At 71.1% G+C, this 25233-nt stretch carries 21 protein-coding genes; 12 read left to right on the top strand and 9 right to left on the bottom strand.

The window, feature by feature from the left end; translation table 11 throughout:
* Positions 1–41: 41 nt before the first annotated feature.
* Complete coding sequence (locus ACZ3KP_RS10040; protein ID WP_467497949.1) at positions 42–1838, bottom strand: hypothetical protein; 1797 nt, start codon at positions 1836–1838, stop codon at positions 42–44.
* Between the two features lie 479 nt (positions 1839–2317).
* On the opposite strand from ACZ3KP_RS10040, the gene ACZ3KP_RS10035 reads away from it, so the two are divergent.
* Complete coding sequence (locus ACZ3KP_RS10035; RefSeq protein WP_360563845.1) at positions 2318–3286, top strand: DeoR/GlpR family DNA-binding transcription regulator; 969 nt, start codon at positions 2318–2320, stop codon at positions 3284–3286.
* A gap of 664 nt (positions 3287–3950) precedes the next feature.
* On the opposite strand, the gene ACZ3KP_RS10030 is transcribed toward ACZ3KP_RS10035, so the two are convergent.
* Positions 3951–5723, bottom strand: coding sequence for an acetyl/propionyl/methylcrotonyl-CoA carboxylase subunit alpha (locus ACZ3KP_RS10030; RefSeq protein WP_467497946.1), 1773 nt, complete (start codon positions 5721–5723; stop codon positions 3951–3953).
* Positions 5724–6095: 372 nt separating this feature from the next.
* On the opposite strand from ACZ3KP_RS10030, the gene ACZ3KP_RS10025 reads away from it, so the two are divergent.
* A complete protein-coding gene (locus ACZ3KP_RS10025; RefSeq protein ID WP_467497944.1) occupies positions 6096–6617 on the top strand; it encodes a hypothetical protein in 522 nt (173 codons plus the stop codon).
* Here ACZ3KP_RS10025 and ACZ3KP_RS10020 read toward each other — a convergent pair.
* The 4 genes from ACZ3KP_RS10020 to ACZ3KP_RS10005 form a co-directional block, all read right to left on the bottom strand.
* Positions 6589–7191, bottom strand: coding sequence for a Maf family protein (locus ACZ3KP_RS10020; RefSeq protein ID WP_467497942.1), 603 nt, complete (start codon positions 7189–7191; stop codon positions 6589–6591). The genes ACZ3KP_RS10025 and ACZ3KP_RS10020 overlap by 29 nt on opposite strands.
* A 37-nt stretch (positions 7192–7228) precedes the next feature.
* Entirely contained in the window at positions 7229–7357 is a 129-nt protein-coding gene (gene mmpB / locus ACZ3KP_RS10015) for a morphogenic membrane protein MmpB (RefSeq protein ID WP_358978637.1), read from the bottom strand.
* Positions 7358–7446: 89 nt separating this feature from the next.
* Positions 7447–7659, bottom strand: a complete 213-nt coding sequence (locus tag ACZ3KP_RS10010; RefSeq protein ID WP_358978635.1) for an acyl-CoA carboxylase epsilon subunit — start codon at positions 7657–7659, stop codon at positions 7447–7449.
* Between the two features lie 17 nt (positions 7660–7676).
* Positions 7677–9269 carry an acyl-CoA carboxylase subunit beta gene (locus ACZ3KP_RS10005; RefSeq protein WP_467497939.1) on the bottom strand — a complete coding sequence of 531 codons (1593 nt, stop codon included), beginning with the start codon at positions 9267–9269 and terminating at the stop codon, positions 7677–7679.
* Between the two features lie 110 nt (positions 9270–9379).
* Here ACZ3KP_RS10005 and ACZ3KP_RS10000 point away from each other — a divergent pair, with 110 nt between their 5' ends.
* Positions 9380–10255 carry a biotin--[acetyl-CoA-carboxylase] ligase gene (locus tag ACZ3KP_RS10000; RefSeq protein WP_467497937.1) on the top strand — a complete coding sequence of 292 codons (876 nt, stop codon included), beginning with the start codon at positions 9380–9382 and terminating at the stop codon, positions 10253–10255.
* 257 nt (positions 10256–10512) lie between these two features.
* Entirely contained in the window at positions 10513–11619 is a 1107-nt protein-coding gene (locus ACZ3KP_RS09995) for an adenylate/guanylate cyclase domain-containing protein (RefSeq protein WP_467497935.1), read from the top strand.
* Positions 11620–11733: 114 nt separating this feature from the next.
* Here the strand turns inward: ACZ3KP_RS09995 and ACZ3KP_RS09990 are convergent, their stop codons facing one another.
* Complete coding sequence (locus ACZ3KP_RS09990) at positions 11734–12264, bottom strand: hypothetical protein (protein WP_467497933.1); 531 nt, start codon at positions 12262–12264, stop codon at positions 11734–11736.
* 215 nt (positions 12265–12479) lie between these two features.
* Here ACZ3KP_RS09990 and ACZ3KP_RS09985 point away from each other — a divergent pair, with 215 nt between their 5' ends.
* The 3 genes from ACZ3KP_RS09985 to hutH all read left to right on the top strand — a co-directional run bounded on the left by ACZ3KP_RS09985 (position 12480) and on the right by hutH (position 16115).
* Entirely contained in the window at positions 12480–13274 is a 795-nt protein-coding gene (locus ACZ3KP_RS09985) for an enoyl-CoA hydratase/isomerase family protein (protein WP_358978627.1), read from the top strand.
* An 80-nt stretch (positions 13275–13354) separates the two neighbouring features.
* Positions 13355–14500: a GGDEF domain-containing protein gene (locus tag ACZ3KP_RS09980; RefSeq protein WP_467497931.1), complete on the top strand. Its 1146-nt coding sequence runs from the start codon at positions 13355–13357 to the stop codon at positions 14498–14500.
* Between the two features lie 76 nt (positions 14501–14576).
* Positions 14577–16115, top strand: a complete 1539-nt coding sequence (hutH, locus tag ACZ3KP_RS09975; RefSeq protein ID WP_467498089.1) for a histidine ammonia-lyase — start codon at positions 14577–14579, stop codon at positions 16113–16115.
* A gap of 91 nt (positions 16116–16206) precedes the next feature.
* Here the strand turns inward: hutH and ACZ3KP_RS09970 are convergent, their stop codons facing one another.
* Together ACZ3KP_RS09970 and ACZ3KP_RS09965 are read right to left on the bottom strand one after the other, a co-directional pair.
* Positions 16207–16989, bottom strand: a complete 783-nt coding sequence (locus tag ACZ3KP_RS09970) for a hypothetical protein (protein WP_467497929.1) — start codon at positions 16987–16989, stop codon at positions 16207–16209.
* A gap of 41 nt (positions 16990–17030) precedes the next feature.
* Positions 17031–17348, bottom strand: coding sequence for an LAETG motif-containing sortase-dependent surface protein (locus tag ACZ3KP_RS09965; RefSeq protein ID WP_360563856.1), 318 nt, complete (start codon positions 17346–17348; stop codon positions 17031–17033).
* A gap of 109 nt (positions 17349–17457) precedes the next feature.
* On the opposite strand from ACZ3KP_RS09965, the gene ACZ3KP_RS09960 reads away from it, so the two are divergent.
* The 5 genes from ACZ3KP_RS09960 to ACZ3KP_RS09940 all read left to right on the top strand — a co-directional run bounded on the left by ACZ3KP_RS09960 (position 17458) and on the right by ACZ3KP_RS09940 (position 25227).
* Positions 17458–17802 (top strand): hypothetical protein, encoded by a 345-nt coding sequence (locus ACZ3KP_RS09960; RefSeq protein WP_467497927.1) that lies wholly within the window; start codon positions 17458–17460, stop codon positions 17800–17802.
* A 223-nt stretch (positions 17803–18025) separates the two neighbouring features.
* Positions 18026–19270, top strand: a complete 1245-nt coding sequence (locus tag ACZ3KP_RS09955) for a L,D-transpeptidase (protein WP_467497925.1) — start codon at positions 18026–18028, stop codon at positions 19268–19270.
* Between the two features lie 155 nt (positions 19271–19425).
* Complete coding sequence (locus ACZ3KP_RS09950; RefSeq protein ID WP_467497923.1) at positions 19426–20901, top strand: ABC transporter permease; 1476 nt, start codon at positions 19426–19428, stop codon at positions 20899–20901.
* A 100-nt stretch (positions 20902–21001) separates the two neighbouring features.
* A complete protein-coding gene (locus ACZ3KP_RS09945) occupies positions 21002–21685 on the top strand; it encodes an ABC transporter ATP-binding protein (RefSeq protein WP_358978614.1) in 684 nt (227 codons plus the stop codon).
* Positions 21686–21915: 230 nt separating this feature from the next.
* Positions 21916–25227, top strand: coding sequence for a S8 family peptidase (locus tag ACZ3KP_RS09940; protein ID WP_467497921.1), 3312 nt, complete (start codon positions 21916–21918; stop codon positions 25225–25227).
* The last annotated feature ends 6 nt before the right edge of the window (positions 25228–25233 follow it).

Here is a 25233-nt window from a genome sequence, read left to right as displayed (position 1 = left end):
GACCCGAGCTTTGGGTCCCTGCGCCCGGTATGAAGCGTGGTTCAGTCTTCTTCTCGAACGTATTTGTCGATGTTTTTGGACAACCGGCTCGCCGTCCTGGCCTCCTCCCGCCACCTGTCGTCGGTGAGGGAGTCATAGGCCGGGTCCTTCAGCTCCCGGTACCGCTCAAGCGCGTCCCACGCGGACCGGAGCGACCGGAACAGCACCTGCTCCGGTTCCTCGGCCTCGGTGACCGGCGTGGTCACCTCGTCCCTCAGTACCTGTTCGCGCAGCCAGTCGTTGTTGTGCGAGGGAGTATTGCGCTGCGGGTCCGCGGGCAACTCCGTGCCTTGGGGGTCCAGCCGGGGGAACGCACGGCCGTCGCGCGAGGCTCGTACCGTGGCCATCAGTTGCCGGATTCCCCACTCGTTCTTCAGCATCCGGCTGATCACCACTGCCGGCTGGCCTCGGTAGCGGGCGGAACCCCGGTCGACACCAAGGCCGCCGAGCGCGAGGAGCGGCACGATGCCCCGCGCGGCGACCTCCTGGCAGTGGGGGCCGGGTTGGCCGTTGCGCACCTCGGCCAGCGCCTTGGCCTCCAACTCGTCGAGGGCGGCGTTGTCGGGGCGCGCGTCAACAGTCCAGGACGCGCTGCCCACGTCAGTCCACAGGGCGTTCACGGCGGCGTTGCGGGCGCGGGCCAGGTACTGGTTGTCATGTCCGGAGAACGAGCGCAGGGCCAGTTCGATGGTGGGACGGGAACGGTTCTTGGCTGAGAACGCCTTCGTGTTGAGGGCCTCGTTCAGTACCTTGCGCAGTCTCGGCTCGGGGGTCGTCATCAGGCGGATGAGCCAGGCGCAGCGCTCATCGCGGTGCTGGCTGAAGCCGAGCTTTCGTGCGACCTCCGCCACGTCCTCCCGGCCCAGGGCGTACACGAGCTCGGCCGGGTTGATCAGACCGTAGTCCGCGAGGGTGTTCACGGACCGCTCCGCAAGAAGGGTTCCCTGAGCCTCGGCCGAGAAGGATTTGGGCTCGATGTTCTGGGCGCCGAGGGCCAGATTCAGTGTGCTGGCATACGACGGCTCGTTATCAGAAGGGTGGCCGGCGACGCGGTCGTCCCAACCCCAGCCGACGATCAGGTCGGCCTCTGCGGTCAAGGCGTTCACCAGGCTCTCCGCCGCCAGAAGGCCCGTCGGATCCGGTTCGGTGACGGAGGCAAGCGCCTCGACGTCGTCCGAAAGCCTTTTCAGCAGTGCGGTGAGCCACTTGCGCTGGGACTCGGGTGCGGCTGCGTGCTCCGTCATGCCGCCGATTGCAGCGTTGTACGCGCCGGCTGCGATGTCAGCGGACCACAGCGCCGGCTCATCACCGCCGGGCTTGTGGTGCACGCGCAGCGTGGACGGCAGTATTCCGGACCGGCGCAGCCCTGCCAGCGCGGCCACGTCGGCTCGGTCCCGCTCGGGCCCACGCGACTCGAACAGCGCGTCACCCACGTGGCGCCTGCCCAGATCCAGCAGGAGGGGCTCCATGGCCTTGCGCCGGGCGCGCTCCTGCTTGTCAGGGCTGGTCCCGCACCAGGTGGCGACCACGATGTCGGCGCGCAGCGCGGCCAGGCCGGCGGCCGCCAGAGCTCGCCGGGGCGCCGATTCGTCACGCCAGTGCAGTTTCTTTCGCTGTCCGGGCGCTCGCAATTCGCTCATACGGTCACGGACGGCTGCCAGTGCGGCCGACGGCACGATGACCGCGGACAGCAGATAGATGGCGACAGCGCCGTAGCCACGGCGCATCGACCCGTCGCACAAGGCGATGGTCCCCGATTCGGGGTGTTCGGGGACGTGGTCCGCGTGGACGGCACGCATGCTGAGCCTTCTCGGAGCACATGGCGCTCGCGCATTCCAGTGATGGACCGAGGGAGTCGTACGCCTGCAACAGGCCCGATGAGAGCGGTTCCGTCAGGAACCGGTACGCCGAGCGTGCCGGAGAAGGAGTCTGACCGTGCGGATCCTTCTGGATCCGCTGGTGGGACTACCTCTTGCGGACGAGGTAGTCGCTCCAGGATGTGACGCTAGCCAACTAGCGTACAGCTGAAGGAGTTTGTGCGGGAATCGTTGATCGGTGGGGTGCGATTCGACGACGCCGGCCGAACATCCGGAGACCGGCGGCGACCTCTGACGGCCGGATTCGACTCCCCGCTGGTCACGGGGAGTTGTCGGACATGTGTACGGCATAGTCGGGTGGGTTAGGCCTTATATCACTCCCGGCCCTGCCGTGCGAACAACTTCTGCTATTCGGCGCAAACTGCTGAAAGCAGACGGTCGTTGGGGTTACTGTCAGTTTCGTGTTCGCTGCAGAACGTCGCCAATTGATCCTCGAAATGGTGCGAGCGAACGGGGCCGTGTCGCTCCGTGAGCTCGCCCGCGTCGTCCAGACCTCCGAAGTGACCGTACGGCGGGACGTGCGCGCACTGGAGGCAGAAGGACTCCTCGACCGCCGGCACGGCGGTGCGGTATTGCCGGGCGGGTTCACGCGGGAGTCCGGCTTTCCGCAGAAATCTCATCTCGCGACCGCCGAGAAGACGGCCATCGCCGATCTCGCCGCGGGTCTCGTCGAAGAAGGCGAGGCCATCGTGGTCGGAGCGGGTACCACCACGCAGGAACTCGCACGTCGGCTGGCGAGAGTGCCCGGCCTCACCGTCGTCACCAACTCGCTGCTGGTGGCGCAGGCCTTGGCGCACGCCAACCGGGTCGAGGTCGTGATGACCGGCGGCACCCTGCGGGGCTCCAACTACGCTCTCGTCGGCTCCGGCGCGGAGCAGTCCCTGCAGGGGCTGCGCGTGTCGCGGGCCTTCATCTCCGGGAGCGGTCTGACGGCCGAACGGGGGCTGTCCACGTCCAACATGCTGTCGGCGTCCGTCGACCGGGCGCTGGTGCAGGCCGCCGCGGAGGTGGTGGTCCTCGCCGACCACACCAAGCTCGGTACGGACACCATGTTCCAGACGGTGCCGACCGACCTCATCACCCGGCTGGTCACGGACGAGCCGCCGGCCCATGACGACCGCGCCGCCACCGAGCTCCAGGCCCTCGCCGACCAGGGGGTGCAGATCGCCGTGGCCGGGGCGGCCGGGAACCCGGGGGGTGACCAGGTCCCGACGCGACAGCAACAGCACCAGCAGCGTCGGGACGTGTCCCTTCCGGGGCCGCGACGGGGAGTGCCCGGGGCGGGCCTGCGGTCGGCCTCGGTGCTCGGGGCGGAACAGCCGACGGGGGCCGAACAGCGGGGTCGGGTCGCCGACATGCGGCGGCGATGAGGGACGGGCGCGCGGTTTCCGGTGCTCCCTGCGGGTGCGCCGGCCCCTGAGCCCCGGGGCGTCTCACCTGCCAGGGCGATGGCAGGGGTGAGCAAGCGTCCTGAGCGCGGCGCGTGGCAGGGCCAGCGGGGTAGGTGTCGGGGCGGCGCGCAGACAGCGGTCCCGGGTGAGGAGCCCGGCCACCTGTCTTTCGAAGACCCACGCTCGGCAGAGTGTGCCGGTTCGGGAAGCGGTGGTGGAGGGGCCCGGCGCCCACCAGCAACCGGCGGGCCGGGTCCTCCAACGAGGCGACGGTGCCGCGCTCGGCACGGACGGCGCAGGCTTCGGTGCGCGGCTGGTCGCGGCTGCGGTCGGCGTGGGCGCGCGGGGCTTGGTGGGGGCCGGTCGCTTGTCGGTCGGTGCGGTAGGCGCGGGGCTCCTGGTGAGCGGCCGGGTGTGGTTGTGGCCGGCGGGGGGCGTGCGGGCCTCAGTGGGCAGTCGGTCGTGCCGTATCGGCCGTGCGTGCCGACGCGCGCCGCGATCACGGCCGGCGGGTTGCGCCGGCCGGGTGAAGCGGCTGATTCCTGGGCGAGCTGTCCTCCGACGGGGGCATGACCCGGCGTGCACACACCGACGCCCGGCGAACGGTGGGTGTCGTTCGCCGGGCGTCAGGGGTCGGGCTTCGTCAGTCCTTGATCTCGCAGATCACGGCGCCGGACGTGAGGGACGCGCCGACCTCGGCGGCGAGGCCCTTGACGGTGCCGCTGCGGTGCGCGTTCAGGGGCTGTTCCATCTTCATCGCCTCGAGTACGACGATCAGGTCACCCTCCTTGACCTCCTGGCCCTCCTCGACCGCGACCTTGACGATCGTGCCCTGCATGGGCGAGGCGAGGGTGTCGCCGGAGGCGACCGGGCCGGACTTCTTGGCGGCGCGGCGCTTGGGCTTGGCGCCGGCGGCCAGACCGGTGCGGGCCAGGGTCATGCCCAGGGAGGCGGGCAGGGAGACTTCCAGGCGCTTGCCGCCGACCTCGACGACCACGGTCTCGCGGCCGGTGTCCTCCTCGGCCTCCGCGTCGGCGGGGGCGGCGAAGGGCTTGATCTCGTTGACGAACTCGGTCTCGATCCAGCGGGTGTGGACCGTGAAGGGGTCCTCGGAGCCCGTCAGCTCGGGAGCGAAGGCCGGGTCACGGACGACGACGCGGTGGAAGGGGATCGCCGTGGCCATGCCCTCGACCTGGAACTCGTCCAGCGCGCGGGCGGCCCGCTGCAGCGCCTCCGCACGGGTGCGGCCGCTGACGATCAGCTTGGCGAGGAGGGAGTCCCAGGCGGGGCCGATGACCGAGCCCGCCTCGACGCCCGCGTCCAGGCGGACACCGGGGCCGGTGGGCGCGTCGAAACGGGTGACGGTGCCGGGGGCGGGCAGGAAGTTGCGGCCCGGGTCCTCGCCGTTGATCCGGAACTCGAACGAATGACCCCGCAGCTCGGGGTCGTCGTAGCCGAGCGCCTCGCCGTCGGCGATGCGGAACATCTCGCGGACCAGGTCGATGCCGGCGACCTCCTCGGTCACCGGGTGCTCGACCTGGAGGCGGGTGTTGACCTCCAGGAAGGAGATCGTGCCGTCCTGGCCGACCAGGAACTCGCAGGTACCGGCGCCCACATAGCCGGCCTCCTTGAGGATGGCCTTGGAGGCGCGGTACAGCTCGGCGACCTGGGCCTCGGAGAGGAACGGCGCCGGGGCCTCCTCGACGAGCTTCTGGTGCCGGCGCTGGAGCGAGCAGTCGCGGGTGGAGACGACGACCACGTTGCCGTGGGTGTCGGCCAGGCACTGGGTCTCCACGTGCCGGGGACGGTCCAGGTAGCGCTCCACGAAGCACTCGCCGCGACCGAACGCGGCCACCGCCTCACGGACGGCGGAGTCGTAGAGCTCCGGGACCTCTTCGAGGGTGCGGGCGACCTTCAGGCCGCGTCCGCCACCGCCGAAGGCGGCCTTGATGGCGATCGGCAGGCCGTGCTCCTCGGCGAAGGCCACCACCTCGTCGGCGCCCGAGACCGGGTCCGGGGTGCCGGCCACCAGCGGGGCGCCGGCGCGCTGGGCGATGTGACGGGCCGCCACCTTGTCGCCGAGGTCACGGATCGCCTGCGGCGGGGGGCCGATCCAGGTCAGCCCCGCGTCCAGGACGGCCTGCGCGAACTCCGCGTTCTCGGAGAGGAAGCCGTAGCCCGGGTGGACGGCGTCCGCCCCGGCCTCGCGGGCCGCGTTCAGGATCTTGTCGATGACCAGGTAGCTGGTGGCCGGGGTGTCACCGCCCAGGGCGAACGCCTCATCCGCGGCGCGGACATGCAGAGCGTCCCGGTCCGGGTCCGCGTAGACGGCCACGCTCGCGATCCCAGCGTCCCGGCAGGCCCGGGCCACGCGGACAGCGATTTCGCCACGGTTGGCGATGAGCACCTTGCGCACGATTGAGGCTCCCTCCTTGAAACAAGCCGAGTTTAGGGAAGGCCGACACGGCACTTCGACCCGTCCCCAATGGTGAGCTTGCCCACACGGAGCGTGATGCGAGGCTCGCCCGACCCGCGAAAGCCCTTGTCGCACCTTGGTACGCAGGACTCCTTCGGGAAACCCTAGCCCCGCCGTGTGGTCAAGGTCTCTGTGAGAGCGTGCCGCGCCCCACTCCGTTTCTTTGTTGAGTCCCTACGAATGGCCCAACGATTCTTTGCCGGCGACCGGACCCTTGTCCCCGGGTTTACCCGTTAGTAGCGTTCGCGATGTCTTGAACGAACTTCAAGGAACGCCGGCTCGGTCGGGTCGGGGACGAAAGTGGGTGGACCGGTGGTGCGCAGACCGGTGGCGTGGATCGTGGCGGTCGTACTCCTCGGCGAGGCGCTCGGCATCGCGGCGCTGAACTGGTTCATGGCGACGGCCGTCGACCGCCAGCACATGTCCCTGGCCGGCCTCGACCCGGACCGGATGTCGATGTCCGCGCGGATCGGCGCCGTGGTCTTCGGCCTCTACTTCGCGCTGTGCGCCCTGGTGGCCCTGCTGGTGGCGGTACGCAACCGCCCGCCCGCCGGCCTCGGCCGCGTGCTGCTGGTCAGCGCGGCGGTCGTGCACGCCCTGCTGGGCGCCGTGCTGTGGGGGCTGAGCGGGTGGCCCGCGTTCCTGTACATGGTGGCCGTCCTCGCCCTCATCGTGCTGCTCCTGATGACGTACGACCACCCGGACGGCGTAGGGGCGGAGGACGGCGGGGACGCTTCCGGGCCGGGCCCGCAGGAGGGCCCGGAACCGGAGCACCGCGAGGACGACACGCCGGCCGCCGGACCGGTCATCCCGCCGGCGCCCACAACTCCGTGATGCCGACGCCCAGCTCGGCGAGCAGCCGCCGGACCAGGGGCAGGCTGATGCCGATGACGTTGCCGTGGTCGCCGTCGATGCCCTCGACGAACGGCGCGCTGCGGCCGTCCAGCGTGAAGGCCCCCGCCACGTAGAGGGGTTCGCCGGTGGCGACGTACGCGGCGATCTCCTCGTCGGTGGGCTCGCCGAACCGTACGACGGTGGACGCGGTCGCCGACACCCAGCGCTCGGCCGCCGTGTCCCACACGCAGTGCCCGGTCTGCAGGGTGCCCGCCCGGCCGCGCATCGACTTCCAGCGGGCCGTCGCCTCCTCGGCGTCGCCCGGCTTGCCGAGCGCCTGCCCGTCGAGGTCCAGCACCGAGTCGCACCCGATCACGATCGCGCCCCGCACGTCCGGGCGGGCGGCGACCACGGACGCCTTGGCCTCGGCGAGGGCGAGCGCCAGGTCGGCCGGGGTGGGGGCGGTGACGGCGTCCTCGTCGACGCCGCTGACGATCACCTCGGGGGCGAGGCCCGCCTGACGCAGGAGGTTCAGCCGGGCGGGGGACTGGGAGGCGAGGACGAGTCTGCGCATGGGTGCAGCGTATCGGTGGGGCCCGGCGGGGCGTTCGTCATCTCACGCCCAGGACGAACATCAGTACCAGCATCACCAGCGCCAGGAAGACGCCGAGCCGCCGGAGGGTGTTCTGCATGTCCCGCAGTTCCTTCGGCGGCTCGTCCTCGGGGTCCGACCAGAGCATGGCACCAGCGTGCGGCCCGGACGGGGGCGGGCGCCTGAGTAGGGATACTCAAATCGGAGCCCGATCTCGCACTTCCGGCCGTGTCGCTCCTAGCTCGGCCAGTACGTGCGGGTCCACGCGGTCTGGCTCGGCAGCGGGATCCGGCGCTGGGCGATCCGTGCCGGGTCGGACCACGCGTCCTTCGCCCCCGTGCCCTGCTCGGGTACGGCCGCCGCCATGGCCGCCGCGCGTGCCCTTACGACCGCCAGTGCGGCGGCCAGCTCCTCCGGGGTGGGGTTGCCCCGTACGACCTTGATCGTCACCGTGGCTCCTTGGGTCCTTAGAGGGGGATGTTGCCGTGCTTCTTCGGGGGCAGGGACTCGCGCTTGGTGCGCAGCTGGCGCAGGCCCCGTACGACGTGGCGGCGGGTGTCCGAGGGCATGATCACGGCGTCGACGTAGCCGCGTTCGGCCGCCGTGTAGGGGTTGAGGAGGGTGTCCTCGTACTCCTGGATGAGCCGCGCCCGGGTGGCCTCACCCTTTTCTGAGTCCTCCGCCTCGGCGATGGTGCGGCGGTGCAGGATGTTGACGGCGCCCTGGGCGCCCATGACGGCGATCTGGGCGGTGGGCCAGGCGAGGTTGAGGTCGGCGCCCAGGTGCTTGGAGCCCATGACGTCGTAGGCGCCGCCGAAGGCCTTGCGGGTGATCACGGTGATCAGGGGGACGGTGGCCTCGGCGTAGGCGTAGATCAGCTTGGCGCCGCGGCGGATGATGCCGTCGTGCTCCTGGTCGACGCCGGGCAGGAAGCCGGGGACGTCGACGAAGGTGAGCACCGGGACGTTGAAGGCGTCGCAGGTGCGCACGAAGCGGGCCGCCTTCTCGCTCGCCTTGATGTCCAGGCAGCCGGCGAACTGCATCGGCTGGTTGGCGACGATGCCGACCGGGTGGCCCTCGACGCGGCCGAACCCGGTGACGATGTTCGGCGCGAACAGGGCCTGGGTCTCGAAGAACTCCCCGTCGTCCAGGACGTGTTCGACCACCGTGTGGATGTCGTACGGCTGGTTGGCGCTGTCCGGGACCAGGGTGTCCAGCTCCAGGTCCTCGGCGGTGACCGAGAGGTCGGCCTCCTCGGGGAAGAGCGGGGGCTCGGAGAGGTTGTTGGACGGCAGGTAGGAGAGCAGCTGCTTGATGTACTCGACGGCGTCCTTCTCGTCGCCCGCCATGTGGTGGGCGACGCCGGAGACCGCGTTGTGGGTGCGGGCGCCGCCGAGCTCCTCGAAGCCGACGTCCTCGCCGGTGACCGTCTTGATGACGTCCGGTCCCGTGATGAACATGTGCGAGGTCTGGTCGACCATGACCGTGAAGTCGGTGATGGCCGGGGAGTAGACCGCGCCGCCCGCGCAGGGACCGACGACGAGGGAGATCTGCGGGATGACACCGCTGGCGTGGGTGTTGCGGCGGAAGATCTCACCGTAGGCGCCGAGCGAGGCGACGCCCTCCTGGATGCGGGCGCCGCCGGAGTCGTTGATGCCGATGACCGGGCAGCCGGTCTTCAGGGCGAAGTCCATCACCTTGACGATCTTCTGGCCGTAGACCTCGCCCAGCGCCCCGCCGAAGACGGTGAAGTCCTGGGAGAAGACGGCGACCGGGCGGCCGTCCACCGTGCCGTAGCCGGTGACGACACCGTCGCCGTAGGGGCGGTTCTGCTCCAGGCCGAAGTTGGTGGAGCGGTGCCGGGCGAACTCGTCCAGCTCGATGAAGGAGTCCTCGTCGAGGAGCAGTTCGATCCGCTCACGGGCCGTCAGTTTGCCCTTGGCGTGCTGCTTCTCGACCGCGCGCTCCGAACCGGCGTGTGTCGCCTCGTGGACACGACGCTGGAGATCCGCGAGCTTCCCCGCGGTCGTGTGAATGTCGATCTCTTCCGGCTCGGACATCGGGATGCGGCTCCCTGCCTGCTCAAAAGGGGGGACGGTTACTCATCCGTAGCGTAGTGGGGCACCTACCAAACGGCAGTGCGGCGTACAACACACCTAGGGTGGCTTGCATGACGCCGCGAGACGCAGCAGACGAGAACAACAATCGCTGGTCCGACCTGGACCGTCCACCGCTCCAGCGGACCGGGCTGCGCAGGGCCCTGGTGCGGGACGGCGGCCAGGGGGGTCTCTACCGCGACGTCGTGGTCGTGCAGCGCACCGGCTCCACCAACTCCGACCTCGTCGCCCGCGCCCTCGCGGGGGAGGCGGACGAGGGTGTCGTCCTGGTCGCCGAGGAGCAGACGGCGGGGCGCGGGCGGCTGGACCGCCAGTGGACGGCGCCGGCGCGCTCGGGGCTGTTCTTCTCGGTGCTGCTGAAGCCCGCGGAGGTGCCGGTGGCCCGCTGGGGCTGGCTGCCGCTGCTCACGGGCGTGGCGGTGGCGACGGGGCTGGCGCGGGCGGCGGGCGTCGACACGGCCCTCAAGTGGCCGAACGACCTGCTGGTCACCGTGGGCGGCGAGGAGCGCAAGGCCGGGGGCATCCTCGCGGAGCGGGCCGGCGAGGACGGTGTGGTGGTGGGCGTCGGCATCAACGTCACGCTCCGCGCGGCGGAGCTGCCGGTGCCCCAGGCGGGGTCGCTGGCGCTGGCCGGGGCGGTCAGCACGGACCGGGAGACCCTGCTGCGGGGCGTTCTGCGGTCCCTGGAGGACTGGTACGGCCGCTGGCGGGCGGCGGGCGGCGATCCGGGCGTGAGCGGGCTCCAGGAGGCGTACGCGGCGGGCTGTGCGACGCTCGGCCGGTCGGTGCGGGCGGAGCTGCCGGGGGACAGGTCGCTGACCGGTGAGGCGGTGGCGATCGACGGCGACGGGCGACTGGTGATCGCCACGAAGGAGGGCGTGCAGGAGCCGGTGGGGGCCGGGGACATCGTGCACCTGCGTCCGGCGTGAGGGTTGCGGCGGCGGTGGGGACGCTCACCGGTGCTGTGCAGCCGACGCGGCTGCGGCGTCCCGTGAGGGGCGCTGGGGGTCCCCGGGCCGAAGGCTGGGGGAGGAACTGCGCGAGCGGCCCCCCACCCACCCGCGACCGGGAATCCACCCCTCACCACCCCGAGGTCGGCTTACCTCACGAAGTGAGCTACCGCACACCTGCCGTAGAGTTGAGGCCGGTCGGTATGCGACCGCGGTAGATCGGAAGGGCAGCAGGCGTGACCGTCGACGACACGGGCTCCGGCGAGGGCGCGGACGCCGCCGACTCCGGCGAGGACCCCCTCGCGCTGCGCCTCGAAGGCCTGATCCTCGGGGCCGAGCGCCGCTACACCCCGTTCCAGGCGGCCCGCAGCGCGGGTGTCTCCATGGAGCTTGCGTCGAGGTTCTGGCGGGCGATGGGCTTCGCGGACATCGGGCAGGCCAAGGCGCTCACCGAGGCCGACGTGCTGGCCCTGCGCCGGCTCGCGGGCCTCGTCGAGGCGGGGCTGCTCAGCGAGGCCATGGCGGTGCAGGTGGCGCGGTCGACCGGGCAGACCACCGCCCGTCTGGCGGAGTGGCAGATCGACTCCTTCCTGGAGGGGCTGACCGAGCCCCCGGAGCCGGGCATGACCCGCACCGAGGTCACGTATCCCATCGTCGAGCTGCTGCTGCCCGAGCTGGAGGAGTTCCTCGTCTACGTGTGGCGCCGCCAGCTGGCCGCCTCCGCGGGCCGGGTCGTGCAGGCCGCCGACGACGAGGAGATGGTCGACCGGCGGCTGGCCGTCGGCTTCGCCGATCTCGTCGGGTTCACCCGGCTGACCCGGCGGATGGAGGAGGAGGAGCTCGGCGAGCTGGTCGAGGCCTTCGAGACCACCGCCGCCGACCTGGTCGCGGCCCGTGGCGGCCGGCTCATCAAGACCCTCGGCGACGAGGTCCTGTACGCCGCCGACGACGCCGGTGTCGCCGCGGACATCGCGCTGCGCCTGGTGGAGACCATGGCGCACGACGAGACCATGCCGGAGCTGCGCGTCGGCATGGCCTTCGGCACCGTCACCACCCGGATGGGCGATGTCTTCGGTACGACCGTGAACCTCGCCTCCCGGCTCACCTCCATAGCCCCCCGCGACGCCGTGCTCGTCGACTCCGCCTTCGCCGAGGAGCTGATCCGCAGCGGCGAGGCGCCCGCCTCGGAGGCGGAGGCCGCCGAGGCCGCCGCGGCGGCGGAGAAGGAGGGCGAGGAGCCGCCCACCTACCGCTTCGCGCTCCAGCCGATGTGGCAGCGTCCGGTACGCGGCCTCGGCGTCGTGGAACCGTGGCTGCTGAACCGCCGCGACGTGGAGCCCTAGGGGCTCCGCCAGGTCCCGTCTCCGGCCCCCGCCCGGTGCGCCGGGCCCCCGTGCCGTGACCGGAACGGTCCCGCGGCCCCCTCCGGCCGGTAGCACCTCTTTCCGGTGACAGCCTCAGCCTGCCGCGAGCGGGGTCACGCACAGTCCCACGATCGGCAGGCAGACGTCGTCGGCCGGCGGGTGCGTCCCCGGTGCCGGGGTGGCGGGCGGGGCGCTGGTGGCCGGTGGGGGCGGTGGGTCCGCCGGCCCGGTCGGGGCCGCCGGGGCGGCCGTCGGGACCGGGACCGTGCGGGGTACGGCGGTGGGGGAGGTGGAAGGCGACGCGGCGGGCGTGGTGCGCGCCGCGGTGGCCGAGGGTGTGGGGCTCGCCGCTTCCGTCGTGGCCGCCGCGGAGGGAGCGGCCGCGGGCGCCGGACCGATGGTGGCGGCCGCGTTCGCCGAGCGGGCCGTCGTCGCGTCGGCGGTCGGATCCAGCCGGGGCTCGGCCTCCGCCGCGCCGGGCGCGCCGCCCCCGCCGTCGGGCGCCAGCCGTACGAGGCTCAGCACACCGGCGGCCAGCGCGAGCCCTCCGGAGGCGAGCAGCGCCTTGCGGGGGCGGGGCTTGCGGTGCCGCCCCCGGCCACCGACTGCGGACGTCACCGTCATGACCTTCCCCTCCCCGCCGTGTCCCCCGATGCGCCATGGCGAGCGCACGTTATGCGTTCCTGTGGGGTGTGCGCCGGGAGTCTCCGGGGATGTCACCCGAACGGGGGTCTGCCGGGCCGATCGGTGCCCGGGACCCGCCGCTGCCCCTTTCCCCGGCCCGCCCCGGCTGCGATGATCGGGCCCAAGCTGTTAACCCGCGTTAACCGGAGGATGTCGTGAGCGAGGAGCGGTTCGGGGAGTTCGTGCTGGTGCGACGGCACGGTCAGGTCGCGGAGCTGGTCCTGGACCGGCCCAAGGCCATGAACGCGGTGTCGGCGGACATGGCTCGCTCGATCGTGGCCGCGTGTGCCGCGCTGAGCGCCGACCGGGACGCCCGGGTGGTGGTGGTGACCTCCTCGCACGAGCGGGCGTTCTGTGTCGGCGCCGACCTCAAGGAGCGCAACTCCATGACCGACGCGGAGCTGGTCCGGGCGCGGCCGCTGTCGCGCGGGGCGTACACGGGCGTGCTGGAACTGCCGATGCCGACGATCGCCGCCGTGCACGGCTACGCGCTCGGCGGGGGCTTCGAGCTGGCGCTGTCCTGCGACGTGATCGTGGCCGACGGCACGGCCGTGGTGGGCCTGCCGGAGGTGTCGGTGGGCGTGATTCCGGGGGGCGGCGGCACGCAGCTGCTGCCCCGCCGGGTCGGCGCGGCCCGCGCGGCCGAGCTGATCTTCTCGGCGCGGCGGGTGGAGGCGCCGGAGGCGCACGAGCTGGGCCTGGTCGACCAGCTGGTGGAGGCGGGGCAGGACCGGGCGGCGGCGCTGGCACTGGCGGCCCGGATGGCGGCGAACTCGCCGGTGGGGCTGCGGGCGGCCAAGCGGGCGCTGCGGCTCGGGCAGGGGCTGGACCTGAGGGCCGGCCTCGAGGTCGAGGACGCGGCCTGGCGGTCGGTGGCCTTCTCGGGCGACCGCGCGGAGGGCGTCGCGGCCTTCAACGAGAAGCGGAAGCCGCAGTGGCCGGGCGAATAGGCGAACGATGCCCTCGTCCGGCAACACCTGTTCGCCGCACCCACGTCCCGAATGCATCAAATCATCCCTAACCTGGAGTAATGGGTGATGACAACCGCCTCGCCGCCATAGTGGCGCTGGCGCAGGGCATGGCCGCCGCGCACACCCCGCGTGAGTGCTGGCACGCCGCCGCGACCGGTGCCTGCCGCGCCCTGGACGGCAGCTTCGCCGCACTCTCCGTGTGGGAGCGCGAACTCGGCCGGCTGCGGGTCCTCGTGAACGTCGGCGAGCGCGCCCCGGACGAGGAGGAGTTCCCGGAGACCGAGGCCTATCCGGTGCACCAGTTCCCGGAGATCACCGAGTTCCTGCACGAACGCTGGGCGGGCGGCGGCAGCCCCAACGCCTGGGTCGAGACGGCCGAGGGCACCGCCGCCGGCCGCCCCGGCTACTCGCACCGCCGCGTCGACGCTCTGCGCCGCCGGGGCCGCGGCTGCTGCCTGGTCGCCCCGATCGTGCTGCACGGCAGGGCCTGGGGCGAGCTGTACGTCGCCCGCGCCGTGCACGCCCCCGTCTTCGCCCGCGCCGACGCCGGCTTCGCCACCGTCCTCGCCTCCGTCGTCGCCGCCGGGATCGCCCAGACCGAGCGCCTTGAGGAGGCCCGCAGGCTCGCCTACACCGACGCCCTCACCGGGCTCGCCAACCGCAGGGCCGTCGACGCGCGCCTCGACGAGGCGATCGACCGGCATCGCGCGGACGGCGCCGTGGTCAGCCTGGTCGTCTGTGACCTCAACGGGCTGAAGATGGTGAACGACACCCGCGGGCACGCCGTCGGCGACCGGCTCCTCGAACGCTTCGGCTCGGTGCTGTCCCTGTGCGGGGCGATGCTGCCGGGCGCCCTCGCCGCGCGGCTCGGCGGTGACGAGTTCTGTCTGCTGACGGTCGGCCCGCCGGCCGACGACGTGGTCAAGGCGGCCGACGAACTCTGCCGCCGCGCCGGGGAGCTGGAGCTGGGGGAGGGGGTCGCCTGCGGGGTCGCCTCGACCGCGGACCCGATCGGCCCCGTGCGGTCCGCCCGCCGTCTGTTCCGGCTCGCGGACGCCGCCCAGTACCGCGCCAAGGCGCTGCGCGCGGACCGCCCGGTGGTGGCCGGACGGGAGGGGCCGGACGACCCCGTCGTACGGCTGGCGGACGCGCCCCCGCCGGAGCGGGCCGAACGGCGCAGCTTCCGCGGACGCCGGGGGCTGTGACGTAGAAGTAAGGGGCAACCCCATACCCCACTAGTGACAGCGGCCGCATTCAGTGCTTACGATCCTGAATATGGATATGCACACTGTGGTGGTGGGGACGTCCGGTGTCACCGCGTCCGACGTTCTCGCCGTGGCACGCGGCGGCGCCCGCGTCGAGCTGTCGGCGGAGGCGGTCGCGGCGCTCGCGGCGGCCCGGGAGATCGTGGACGCGCTGGCGGCCAAGCCGGAGCCCGTCTACGGCGTCAGCACCGGCTTCGGCGCCCTCGCGACCCGGCACATCAGCCCGGAACTGCGGGCCCAGCTGCAGCGCAACATCGTCCGCTCGCACGCCGCCGGCATGGGGCCGCGGGTCGAGCGCGAGGTCGTACGGGCCCTGATGTTCCTGCGGCTGAAGACCGTCTGCTCCGGGCACACCGGTGTGCGTCCCGAGGTCGCGGGGACCATGGCCGACGTGCTCAACGCCGGCATCACCCCCGTCGTGCACGAGTACGGCTCCCTCGGCTGCTCCGGCGACCTGGCCCCGCTGTCGCACTGCGCCCTCACGCTCATGGGGGAGGGCGACGCCGAGGGCCCGGACGGGGTCGTACGGCCCGCCGGTGAGCTGCTCGCCGAGCACGGGATCGCCCCCGTCGAACTGCGCGAGAAGGAGGGGCTCGCCCTCCTCAACGGCACCGACGGCATGCTCGGCATGCTGGTCATGGCCCTCGCCGACCTGGACATGCTGTACAAGTCGGCCGACGTCACGGCCGCGTTGAGCCTTGAGGCACTGCTCGGCACGGACAAGGTGCTCGCGCCCGAACTGCACGCCATCCGCCCGCACCCGGGGCAGGGCGACAGCGCCGCCAACATGCTCGCCGTGCTGCGGGGGTCCCAGCTGACCGGGCATCACCAGGACGACGCGCCGCGCGTCCAGGACGCGTACTCCGTGCGGTGTGCTCCGCAGGTGGCCGGGGCGGGCCGGGACACGCTCGCGCACGCCCGGCTGGTCGCGGAAAGGGAACTGGCCGCCGCCGTCGACAACCCGGTCGTACTGCCCGACGGGAGGGTCGAGTCCAACGGCAACTTCCACGGGGCGCCGGTCGCCTACGTCCTCGACTTCCTCGCCATCGCCGTGGCGGACCTCGGGTCCATCGCCGAGCGGCGGACGGACCGGCTGCTGGACAAGAACCGCAGCCACGGGCTGCCGCCGTTCCTCGCGGACGACGCCGGTGTCGACTCGGGTCTGATGATCGCCCAGTACACGCAGGCCGCGCTGGTCAGCGAGTTGAAGCGGCTGGCCGTTCCGGCGTCGGCCGACTCGATCCCCTCCTCGGCGATGCAGGAGGACCACGTGTCCATGGGATGGTCGGCCGCGCGCAAGCTGCGCACGGCGGTGGGGAACCTGGCGCGGATCATCGCGGTGGAGCTGTACGCGGCCGGCCGCGCGATCGAGCTGCGCGAGGGGCTGTCGCCGGCGCCGGCGTCGCGGGCGGTCATCGAGGCGGCGCGCTCCGCGGGGGTGCGGGGGGCCGGGCCCGACCGGTTCCTGGCGCCGGACCTCGCGGCTGCGGAGGAGTTCGTGCGGGGTGGGGGAGTCGTCGCTGCGGCGGAGACGGTGACCGGGCCGTTGCGGTAGGTCGTTCCGTGCGGGTGCGTGGGAGCTGGTCGCGCAGTTCCTCCCCCAGCCTTCGGCCGGGGGCACCCCCAGCGCCCCTTGAGAGGTGCCGTCAGTTCAGCTTTGCCGACTGGGCCTTGATGACCGGCAGCGGGATCGTGTACGTCTTGCCGGCCATCATCGCGCCGATGTTCATCGTGAAGTACGTCGCGAGGGTGTTGCCGTGGCGGACCACCTCCGCGTGCAAGGGGGCTTTGTCGCCGTCCATGTCGGTGGTCGCCGTGAAGGCCACCGCATCGTCGCCCGTGCCCGAGGGCTTGACCGCCGTCACCTTCGTGATCTTCTGCTCGTCGCCGGCGGTGCCGCCCGTGAAGCCGGTGGCGCAGTCCTTCAGCGCGGCGGAGACCGCCTTGACGGCGTCCTCGGCGCCCCGGCCGTCGTACGACGACAGGTCCAGGGACGTCACGTCCAGGTTCAGCGAGTCCTTGAGCGCGCTCGTGAACTTGCCGTCGGACAGGTCGTCGAGGGAGGTCGCGTCGTCGGTCGGGTCCTTCCTGTCCTCCCGTACGGTGCGGCCGATCTCGGCGGGCGCGTCGGTGGGGGCGAGGCCGGTGAGGACGTAGGCCAGCGGACGGCACTTCTCGTCGCTGGTCTTTATCTTGCCCCTGACCGCGGCCCCCTCGCCGACCGCGTTGACCTTGTAGCCGTCCACCTCGCCCTGGGTGAGGATCCGCTGCTTCAACTGCGCGGCGGTCAGGGCCCGTACGGACGGCGAGGCGGCCTTCGAACCGGGGTCGTCCTTCGAACCGCCCCCGGAGCAGCCCGTGATGAGGGCGAGGGACAGTGCGCCGCCGACGGCGAGGACGCGGATCCGCACGCCCGATGATCTCTTCATGTGAGGACTGTGGGACCCCGGTCAAGGGACGGTCAAGTTCTTTAGAACTCCAGCCGTTCCCGGCGTACCGAATAGACCACGAAGCCCGCGCCGACCGCGAGGAAGAGGCTGCCGCCGACGACGTACGGGGTGGTGTTCGGGCTGCCTGTGTCGGCGAGCCGGGAGGCGTCCCCGGTGGCCTCGGACGTCGCCTCGGACAGCGCTCTGGCCTGCTGCGTGACCTGGGTCGCGGCGCCCTCCGACGTGCTGGTTCTCGCCGGGGCGTCCTGCGACGCGTGGGCGGACGGGACGAACCACAGGGCGCACAGGAGCGTGCCTGCGGCGGTGGCGGTCAGCAACGGGCGGCGAGCGGATGACACGGAATATCGATCCCCTTGTGACGCTGGCGAATTGGCCGTGTGGGCAGATGTTAGTGAAAATCGCGGGTCACAGGAAAGTCACGGGAGGTTTCAGTCGTACGCTCCGGAGATGAGCACTCCAGAGACATCGCGTTTTGTACGGCTTCGGGTGGAGCTGGTCCTCGAGGTCGAGGACGCCGGCGAGGTCGCCAAGGCCGCGTTGCGCCGTATCGCCGAGGACCCCGAGCTGCCCGCCGAGGAGCGGACGCACGCCGAGGCCGCTGTGACGGAAGACACCGCCGAGGCCGTTGCCTATCTGGTGGATCCGTTCGACCTGGTCAGCGAGGTGCCCGGCGTCGAACTCCAGCAGGCGTCCTGGTCCAGCGAGCGGATTTCCTACGATCCGGATTCGCCGGAGTGGGATCTCGACGAGGATGATGACGAGGGCGACGAAGAAGAGGACGGCATCGGCTGAGCGATCCGGGGAACCAGTGACCCCGGACGGCGGTCGCCGTCCGGGGTCTTGTCGTCCCAGAGGGCGCTCGGACCGGCCCCTCGCGCACCAGCCGCCCCCGCGGACGTGGTGTGCCCCACAGATCCGAAGAATGCGGAACGGGACGACGCAGCCGTAGCGTTGAGACTTTCCGGCGGGGACTCCCGGTGTGTTCGCGGACTCGGCAACGATGGAGAAGCGTGTGATGACGGACAGTAAGCGGCGCAAGAGCCTGATGGCCGCGTCCGCACTGCTCGGTGGTGTTCTGGTGCTCACGGCGTGTTCCGGGAGCGACGACAAGGCGTCCGGCGGTGGCAGCAGCACCCAGGCCCAGGCGGACGAGGCAGCGGCCAAGAAGTCGTCGCAGGCCGACATCACGATCACACCCAAGGACGGGTCGAGCAACGCGTCCATCAACAACTCGGCCGCCGTCACCGTGAGCAAGGGCACCCTCACCGGTGTCACCATGACCACCGCCGACGGCAAGGCGGTCTCCGGCACGCTGTCCGCCGACAAGAAGAGCTGGAAGCCGTCCGTCCAGCTGGAGCGGTCCACCACCTACAAGGTCGCCGCCGAGGCCAAGGACTCCGCCGGACTGGTCGCGCACGAGAACGCGTCCTTCACCACGGTCTCCCCGGCCAACAGCTTCATAGGCACCTTCACGCCGGAGGACGGTTCGACCGTCGGCGTGGGCATGCCCGTGTCGATCAACTTCGACAAGCAGATCACCAACAAGGCCGCGGTCCAGAAGGGCATCACGGTCAGCACCACCAGTGGCCAGGAGGTCGCTTGCCACTGGTTCTCCACCCAGCGCATGGACTGCCGTCCCCAGGACTACTGGAAGGAGAACTCCACCGTCACGCTGAAGCTGGCGCTCGACGGTGTCGAGGGCGCCTCCGGTGTCTACGGCGTCCAGCAGAAGACGGTCACCTTCCACATCGGCCGCAACCAGGTCTCCTACGTCGACGCGAAGACCAAGGAGATGAAGGTCACCCAGGACGGCAAGACCATCAAGACCATCCCGATCTCCGCGGGTTCGCCGGAGCACAAGACGTACCAGGGCGTCATGGTGATGTCCGAGAAGTTCAAGGAGACGCGCATGAACGGCGCGACCGTGGGCTTCACCGACAGCGACGGCAAGGGCGAGTACGACATCAAGGACGTGCCGCACGCCATCCGCCTCACCAGCTCCGGCACCTTCCTGCACGGCAACTACTGGGGCGCCAAGTCCGTCTTCGGCAGCGTGAACACCAGCCACGGCTGCGTCGGTCTGTCCGACACCAAGGGCGCCAACGACACCAGCACGCCGGCCTACTGGATGTACAGCCACTCGATCGTCGGTGACGTCGTGGTCATCTCCCACACCGGCGACAAGACCGTGGCCCCCGACAACGGCCTCAACGGCTGGAACATGAACTGGGCCGCCTGGAAGGCCGGTTCGGCCGTCTAGACCCGTCCGGGCGGCCTCGACGCACAGCCGCCGCACAGCTCGCCGGTGCCGCCCCCAGGGGCGGCACCGGCATTTCCAGGGTTCGTCACAGCCTTCTCATGGTTCTTTTATTTCGGCCTTAGTGAGCCATCACGGTGCGTCCCTACCGTGCGGGCATGTTCTTCACCTACCTGAGGCGCGAACTGCGCCGCCGCAGAAAGGCGGCTCTCGTCGTCGCCTCCGGCCTCGCGCTGGGCATCGCACTGGTCATCGTGGTCACCTCCGTGTCCAACGGCATGGGGAAGGCGCAGGACAAGGTCCTCCAGTCGCTGTACGGCCTGGGTACGGACATGACGGTCACCAAGGCCGCCTCCGCGACCACGGGCAGCTCCCAGCGGCCGCGTTTCAACTTCGACGCGCAGAACAACGGTTCGTCGAAGACGCAGAGCAGCGACCGCGTCCTGGTGCAGGGCTTCACCACCCTCGCCTCCTCGACCGTCAGCAAGGTCGCCGGCCAGAAGGGCGTGTCGACCGCGGTCGGCGGACTGAGCCTCAACGTGGTGAAGATCAGCGGTCAGTTCACCCGCGGCCAGTTCCAGCAGAACCGGAACTCCGGTGGCGGCGGGGGGTTCGGCGAGCGCGGCGGTGGCACCGGGGCGCCGCAGGGTGAGGTCCGCGGCGGCGGCGCCAATTTCGACGTCAACAGCTACAGCGTCTTCGGCACCGACGTCGCCCACGCCGACCTCGGCCCGCTGACCTCGTCGAAGATCACCAGCGGCCGTACCTTCAGGACGAGCGAGGCCGACGCGAAGGTCGCCGTGGCCGACTCGGCCTACGCCAAGGAGAAGAAGTACAAGGTCGGCTCCACGGTCACCGTCAAGGGCGTCACGTTCAAGGTGATCGGCATCGCCACCGCCACCTCCGGTGACTCCGCGGCGAACCTCTACATCCCGTTGCAGCAGGCGCAGACGCTGGCCGCCGAGAAGAACAAGGTCACCACGATCTACGTCAAGGCGACCGACTCCCAGCAGATCGACAGCGTCAAGAGCGCGATCCAGAAGAACGTCTCGGGTACGACCGTCACCACCTCCGCCGACCTCGCCAAGACGGTCTCCGGCTCGCTGTCCACCGCCTCCACCCTCGCCACCAATGTCGGCAAGTGGCTGTCCGTCGCGGTGCTGGTGGCCGCGTTCCTGGTGGCCGGTCTGCTCACCTCCTCGGCGGTCTCCCGGCGCGTCCGCGAGTTCGGCACGCTGAAGGCGCTGGGCTGGAAGTCCGGCCGCGTCACCCGGCAGGTCGTCGGCGAGGCCATGGTCAACGGCCTGGTCGGCGGCGCCCTCGGCATCGCGCTCGGCCTGGCGGGCGCGTACGTCGTCACCGAGATCAGCCCCACCCTGCAGGCCTCCCTCGGCGGCGGGAACGCGGGCGGCGGCCCCGGCGGCGGCGGGTTCGGCGGCGGTGGCGGCGGTGGCTTCGGCCCCGGCCGGCAGGCCGCGAAGACCCTGGAGGTCGCCCTGACGGCCCCGGTCAGCGTGACGACGATCGTCCTCGCGGTGGCCCTCGCGGTGGCCGGCGGACTGATCGCGGGCGCGTTCGGAGGCTGGCGCGCGTCACGGCTCCGTCCTGCGGACGCACTGCGGCGCGTCGAGTAGCCGACGTGCCCCGCAAGGGGCGCGGGGAACTGCGCGAACAACCCCCACCGGTCCGCAGCCGACAACCGGCCGCCCCACCCCAGTACCTTCAGGAGCCCCCATGTACGAACTCAGAAACGTCACCAAGCTCTACGCACGCGGCAAGGACCCCGTCCGCGCCCTCGACGGCATCGACCTGACCATCGCCGACGGCGACCGCCTGGTCATCCAGGGCCCCACCGGCGGCGGCAAGTCCACCCTCCTGCAGATGCTCGGCGGCCTGGACCGCCCCACCTCCGGCGAAGTCGTCCTCGACGGCACCGACTTGGCCAAGCTCTCCGAGGCGAAGCTCACCTCGGTCCGCAGCGCGAACATCGGCTTCGTCTTCCAGTCCTTCAACCTGATCCCGACCCTCACCGCCCAGGAGAACGTCGAGACCGCACTCGTCCCCCTCGGCGTCAGGACCAAGGACCGCCGGGAACGCGCCGCCGAGGCGCTCACGTCCGTCGGTCTCGGCGAACGCCTCGGCCACCTCCCCGGCGAGATGTCCGGCGGCCAGCAGCAGCGCGTCGCCATCGCCCGGGCCCTCGTCAAGCAGCCCAAGGTGCTGCTCGCCGACGAGCCGACCGGCAACCTCGACGAGGGCATGCGCGACGAGATCATGGACGTACTGGAGCGCATGTGGAAGGAGCACGGGCTGACCTTCATCATGGTCACCCACGACTCCGCGATCGCGAAGAAGGCCCCGCGCCTCGCGACCATCCGCAAGGGCAGGATCACCGTCAAGGAGAACGCCGGCGCATAACACCGAACACCCGCGTACAACCGCGCGATTGTGTAACGGTGTCCGCCCCGGCCGGTAACAAATCTCTCGCTCGCTTCTTACCGCTCTCTCATCTCTTGAGCCCCCTGATCACCCCCCGGCATACTCCGTGTCCGGGGGGTTGACGTATGTGCGTACGAGACTGCCCCCGACCGGGTGAACGGAGAATTCGCCCGGCACACCGTCTCCCAGGGGGAGTCTTGCGCAGACAAGTGAAAAGAGCCGCGGCGGCCACGGTGGCCACGGCGGCAGCCGTCGCCCTCGCCGCGGGCATGACCAGCCCGGCGTCGGCGAAGCCGGAACAGCGCCCGGCAGCGGCCGTCGCCGCGGCCCGCGCCTCGCTCGCCGGCAAGCAGCACGTCACCCTGATCACCAGTGACCGCGTCACCCTCGACGCCAAGGGCCGCGTGGTCGGCCTGGAGCGGGCGAAGGGGCGCGAGCACATACCGTTCCGGATCAGCAAGGTCGACGGGCACACCCTCGTCGTGCCCGGTGACGCCGTCCGACTGGTGGCCTCCGGAAAGCTGGACCAACGGCTCTTCGACGTCACCGAGTTGAACAAGGCCGCCACCCGCAGGGCGCAGAAGAACGGCCTGAAGGTCATCGTCGGCTACAGCGGTGCCGCCACCACGGCCAAGGCCGACGTCCGGGACGCGGGCACCCTGCGGCACAGCCTCAAGGCGCTCAACGCGGACGCCGTGCAGACCCCGGTCAAGGAAACGCCCGAGCTGTGGGACGCGGTCACCAACGGCGACAAGGCCGCCGCCGGCATCGCGCACGTCTGGCTCGACGGCGTCCGCAAGGCCGCCCTCGACAAGTCCGTGCCGCAGATCGGCGCCCCCGCGGCGTGGGCGGCCGGCTACAACGGCAAGGGCGTGAAGATCGCCGTCCTCGACACCGGTGTGGACACCACCCACCCGGACCTGAAGGACCAGGTGATCGCCTCCAAGAACTTCACCACGGCCGCCGACGCCTCGGACCACTTCGGCCACGGCACGCACGTCGCGTCCATCGCGGCCGGCACCGGCGCCAAGTCGCACGGCAAGTACACGGGTGTCGCACCCGGCGCCAAGATCCTCAACGGCAAGGTCCTCGACGACACCGGCTCCGGTGACGACTCCGGGATCCTCGCCGGCATGGAGTGGGCGGCGGCCGAGGGCGCCGACGTCGTCAACCTCAGCCTCGGCGGCTACGACTCCCCGGAGATCGACCCGCTGGAGGCGGAGGTCAACAAGCTCTCCGCGGAGAAGAACATCCTGTTCGCGATCGCCGCGGGCAACGAGGGCCCCCAGTCGATCGGTTCGCCCGGCAGCGCGGCCGCCGCGCTCACCGTCGGCGCCGTCGACGGCAACGACAAGCTCGCCGACTTCTCCTCCACGGGACCCGCGGCCGACGGCTCCATCAAGCCGGACGTCACCGCCCCGGGCGTCGACATCACCGCCGCCGCGGCCAAGGGCAGCGTCATCGACCAGGAGGTCGGCGAGAACCCGCCCGGCTACCTGACCATCTCCGGGACGTCGATGGCCACCCCGCACGTCGCGGGCGCCGCCGCGATCCTCAAGCAGGAGCACCCCGACTGGGGCTACCAGGAGCTGAAGTCGGCCCTGACCGGCTCCGCGAAGGGCGGCAAGTACACGCCGTTCCAGCAGGGTTCGGGCCGGATCGCCGTCGACAAGGCGATCAAGCAGACCGTGCTCGCCGAGCCGTCGTCGGTCAACTTCGGTGTGCAGCAGTGGCCGCACACCGACGACACCCCGGTCACCAAGCAGCTGACCTACCGCAACGTCGGCACCAAGGACGTCACCCTCAGCCTCACCTCGTCCGCCATCGACCCCAAGGGTGCGGCGGCCCCGGCCGGCTTCTTCACGCTGGGCGCGAGCAAGGTGACCGTCCCGGCGGGCGGCACGGCCTCGGTCGGCGTCACCGTCAACACCAAGCTGGGCGGCACCCTCGACGGCGCCTACTCGGCGTACGTGACGGCGACCGGCGGCGGCCAGAGCGTCCGCACGGCGGCCGCGGTCCAGCGCGAGGTGCAGTCGTACAGCGTCACGGTCAAGCACATCGGACGGGACGGCAAACCGGCCGGGCTCTACAACACGAGTCTGCTGGGCTACTCGGGCCTCGGCAACGGCAGCGGGATCAACGTGCCGGTTTCCGAATCCGGGACCGCCACCTTCCGGGTGCCCAAGGGCACGTACCTGCTCGACGCCTGGATCGCCAAGGACTTCACCACCTTCGACGGCGGCCTCGACTGGCTGGTCCAGCCGAAGCTGAGCGTCACCAAGGACCTCACGGTCACCGTCGACGCCCGCACCACCAAGGCGTCCGACATCACCGTGCCGGACGCGGCGGCCACGTCGAACTTCGCGACGGTCGACTACATGTACGACCCGGCGGGCATCGGCATCGGGGCCGGCTTCGACACCTTCGACAAGATCAGGACCGCTGGTCTGGGACCGGACGTCAGCGGCCTGACGCAGACCTGGAGCGGCCAGTTCGTCAAGGGCGGCGGCGAGGAGTACGACGTCGCCACCAGCGCCCAGGTCAAGAGGTTCCAGGGCGGCAAGGTCCGGCACTTCAAGGCCGGCGAGCTGGCCACGGTGCAGAACACCCTCGGCGCCTCCGTCCCCGGCAAGACCGGATCGGTCAGCCCCTGGGGGGTCGTCGGCGACGACATCGTCATCGGCCTCGGGGTGGAGCAGAAGCTGCCCGCCACCCGCACCTTCCACGTCTCCACCGTCGACGGCGCCCAGTGGGCCTTCGACGCCCAGCAGTACAGCGGACACGACGCGCAGGGTCTGCCGATCGCCGACGCCGGCTACACACAGGACGACATGCAGGCGTACCAGGCGGGCCGGACCTACCGGAACACCTTCAACACCGCCGTCTTCGGGCCGCACCTCACCTCCCAGTACGGCCTGTACCGCGACGGCAACCAGATCTTCGGCGTGATCCCGCTGTTCTCCGACAGCGCGAAGCACCCGGGGTCCTCCGACTTCCTGTCGGTGAACACCACCCTGTACCGCAACGGCACCAAGGTGGGCTCCAACAAGGACCCGCTGTTCGGCGACGGCGTGTTCAACGTGCCGTCCGGTGACGCCGAGTACAGGCTGACCACCTCGGTCATCCGCTCGGTCAAGGTCGCCGCCGCCTCCACCCGGATCGACGCGAGCTGGACCTTCCACTCGAAGAAGCCGGGCAGCAACACCCCGTTGGCCCAGCTCCCCGCCTCCACGGTCCACTTCGGCGCCACGACCGGCCTCGACAGCCGCGTCGCCGCCGGGAAGACGGTCACCTTCCCGGTCACCGTCGAGGGCTCGGCCGCCGGCCGCAACCTGAAGTCCCTGGTGGTCTACGTGTCGTACGACTACGGCAAGACCTGGAAGAAGCTGACGGTCAGCCACGGCAGGATCACCGTCAAGAACCCGGCCAAGGGCAAGGCCATCTCGTTCCACGCCAAGATCGCCGACAAGAAGGGCAACAAGTCGACGATCTCCATCTACAACGCGTACTACGCGAAGTGAGCGCGT

The sequence above is a fragment of the Streptomyces sp. NPDC020958 genome (genome assembly GCF_055562175.1).
The sequence above is the reverse complement of the archived record's forward strand: the minus strand, read 5'-3'. Positions and strand labels throughout refer to the sequence as shown.

Excerpts from the sequence above, each read along its gene's own strand:
- ACZ3KP_RS09970 (WP_467497929.1), bottom strand. The coding sequence starts at position 16,989 with ATGAAGAGATCATCGGGCGTGCGGATCCGCGTCCTCGCCGTCGGCGGC.
- ACZ3KP_RS10040 (WP_467497949.1), bottom strand. The coding sequence starts at position 1,838 with ATGCGTGCCGTCCACGCGGACCACGTCCCCGAACACCCCGAATCGGGG.
- ACZ3KP_RS09955 (WP_467497925.1), top strand. The coding sequence starts at position 18,026 with ATGACGGACAGTAAGCGGCGCAAGAGCCTGATGGCCGCGTCCGCACTG.
- ACZ3KP_RS09960 (WP_467497927.1), top strand. The coding sequence starts at position 17,458 with ATGAGCACTCCAGAGACATCGCGTTTTGTACGGCTTCGGGTGGAGCTG.
- mmpB (WP_358978637.1), bottom strand. The coding sequence starts at position 7,357 with ATGCTCTGGTCGGACCCCGAGGACGAGCCGCCGAAGGAACTGCGGGAC.
- ACZ3KP_RS09950 (WP_467497923.1), top strand. The coding sequence starts at position 19,426 with ATGTTCTTCACCTACCTGAGGCGCGAACTGCGCCGCCGCAGAAAGGCG.
- ACZ3KP_RS09990 (WP_467497933.1), bottom strand. The coding sequence starts at position 12,264 with ATGACGGTGACGTCCGCAGTCGGTGGCCGGGGGCGGCACCGCAAGCCC.
- ACZ3KP_RS10020 (WP_467497942.1), bottom strand. The coding sequence starts at position 7,191 with ATGCGCAGACTCGTCCTCGCCTCCCAGTCCCCCGCCCGGCTGAACCTC.
- ACZ3KP_RS10005 (WP_467497939.1), bottom strand. The coding sequence starts at position 9,269 with ATGTCCGAGCCGGAAGAGATCGACATTCACACGACCGCGGGGAAGCTC.
- hutH (WP_467498089.1), top strand. The coding sequence starts at position 14,577 with ATGCACACTGTGGTGGTGGGGACGTCCGGTGTCACCGCGTCCGACGTT.
- ACZ3KP_RS10000 (WP_467497937.1), top strand. The coding sequence starts at position 9,380 with ATGACGCCGCGAGACGCAGCAGACGAGAACAACAATCGCTGGTCCGAC.
- ACZ3KP_RS09945 (WP_358978614.1), top strand. The coding sequence starts at position 21,002 with ATGTACGAACTCAGAAACGTCACCAAGCTCTACGCACGCGGCAAGGAC.
- ACZ3KP_RS09980 (WP_467497931.1), top strand. The coding sequence starts at position 13,355 with ATGGGTGATGACAACCGCCTCGCCGCCATAGTGGCGCTGGCGCAGGGC.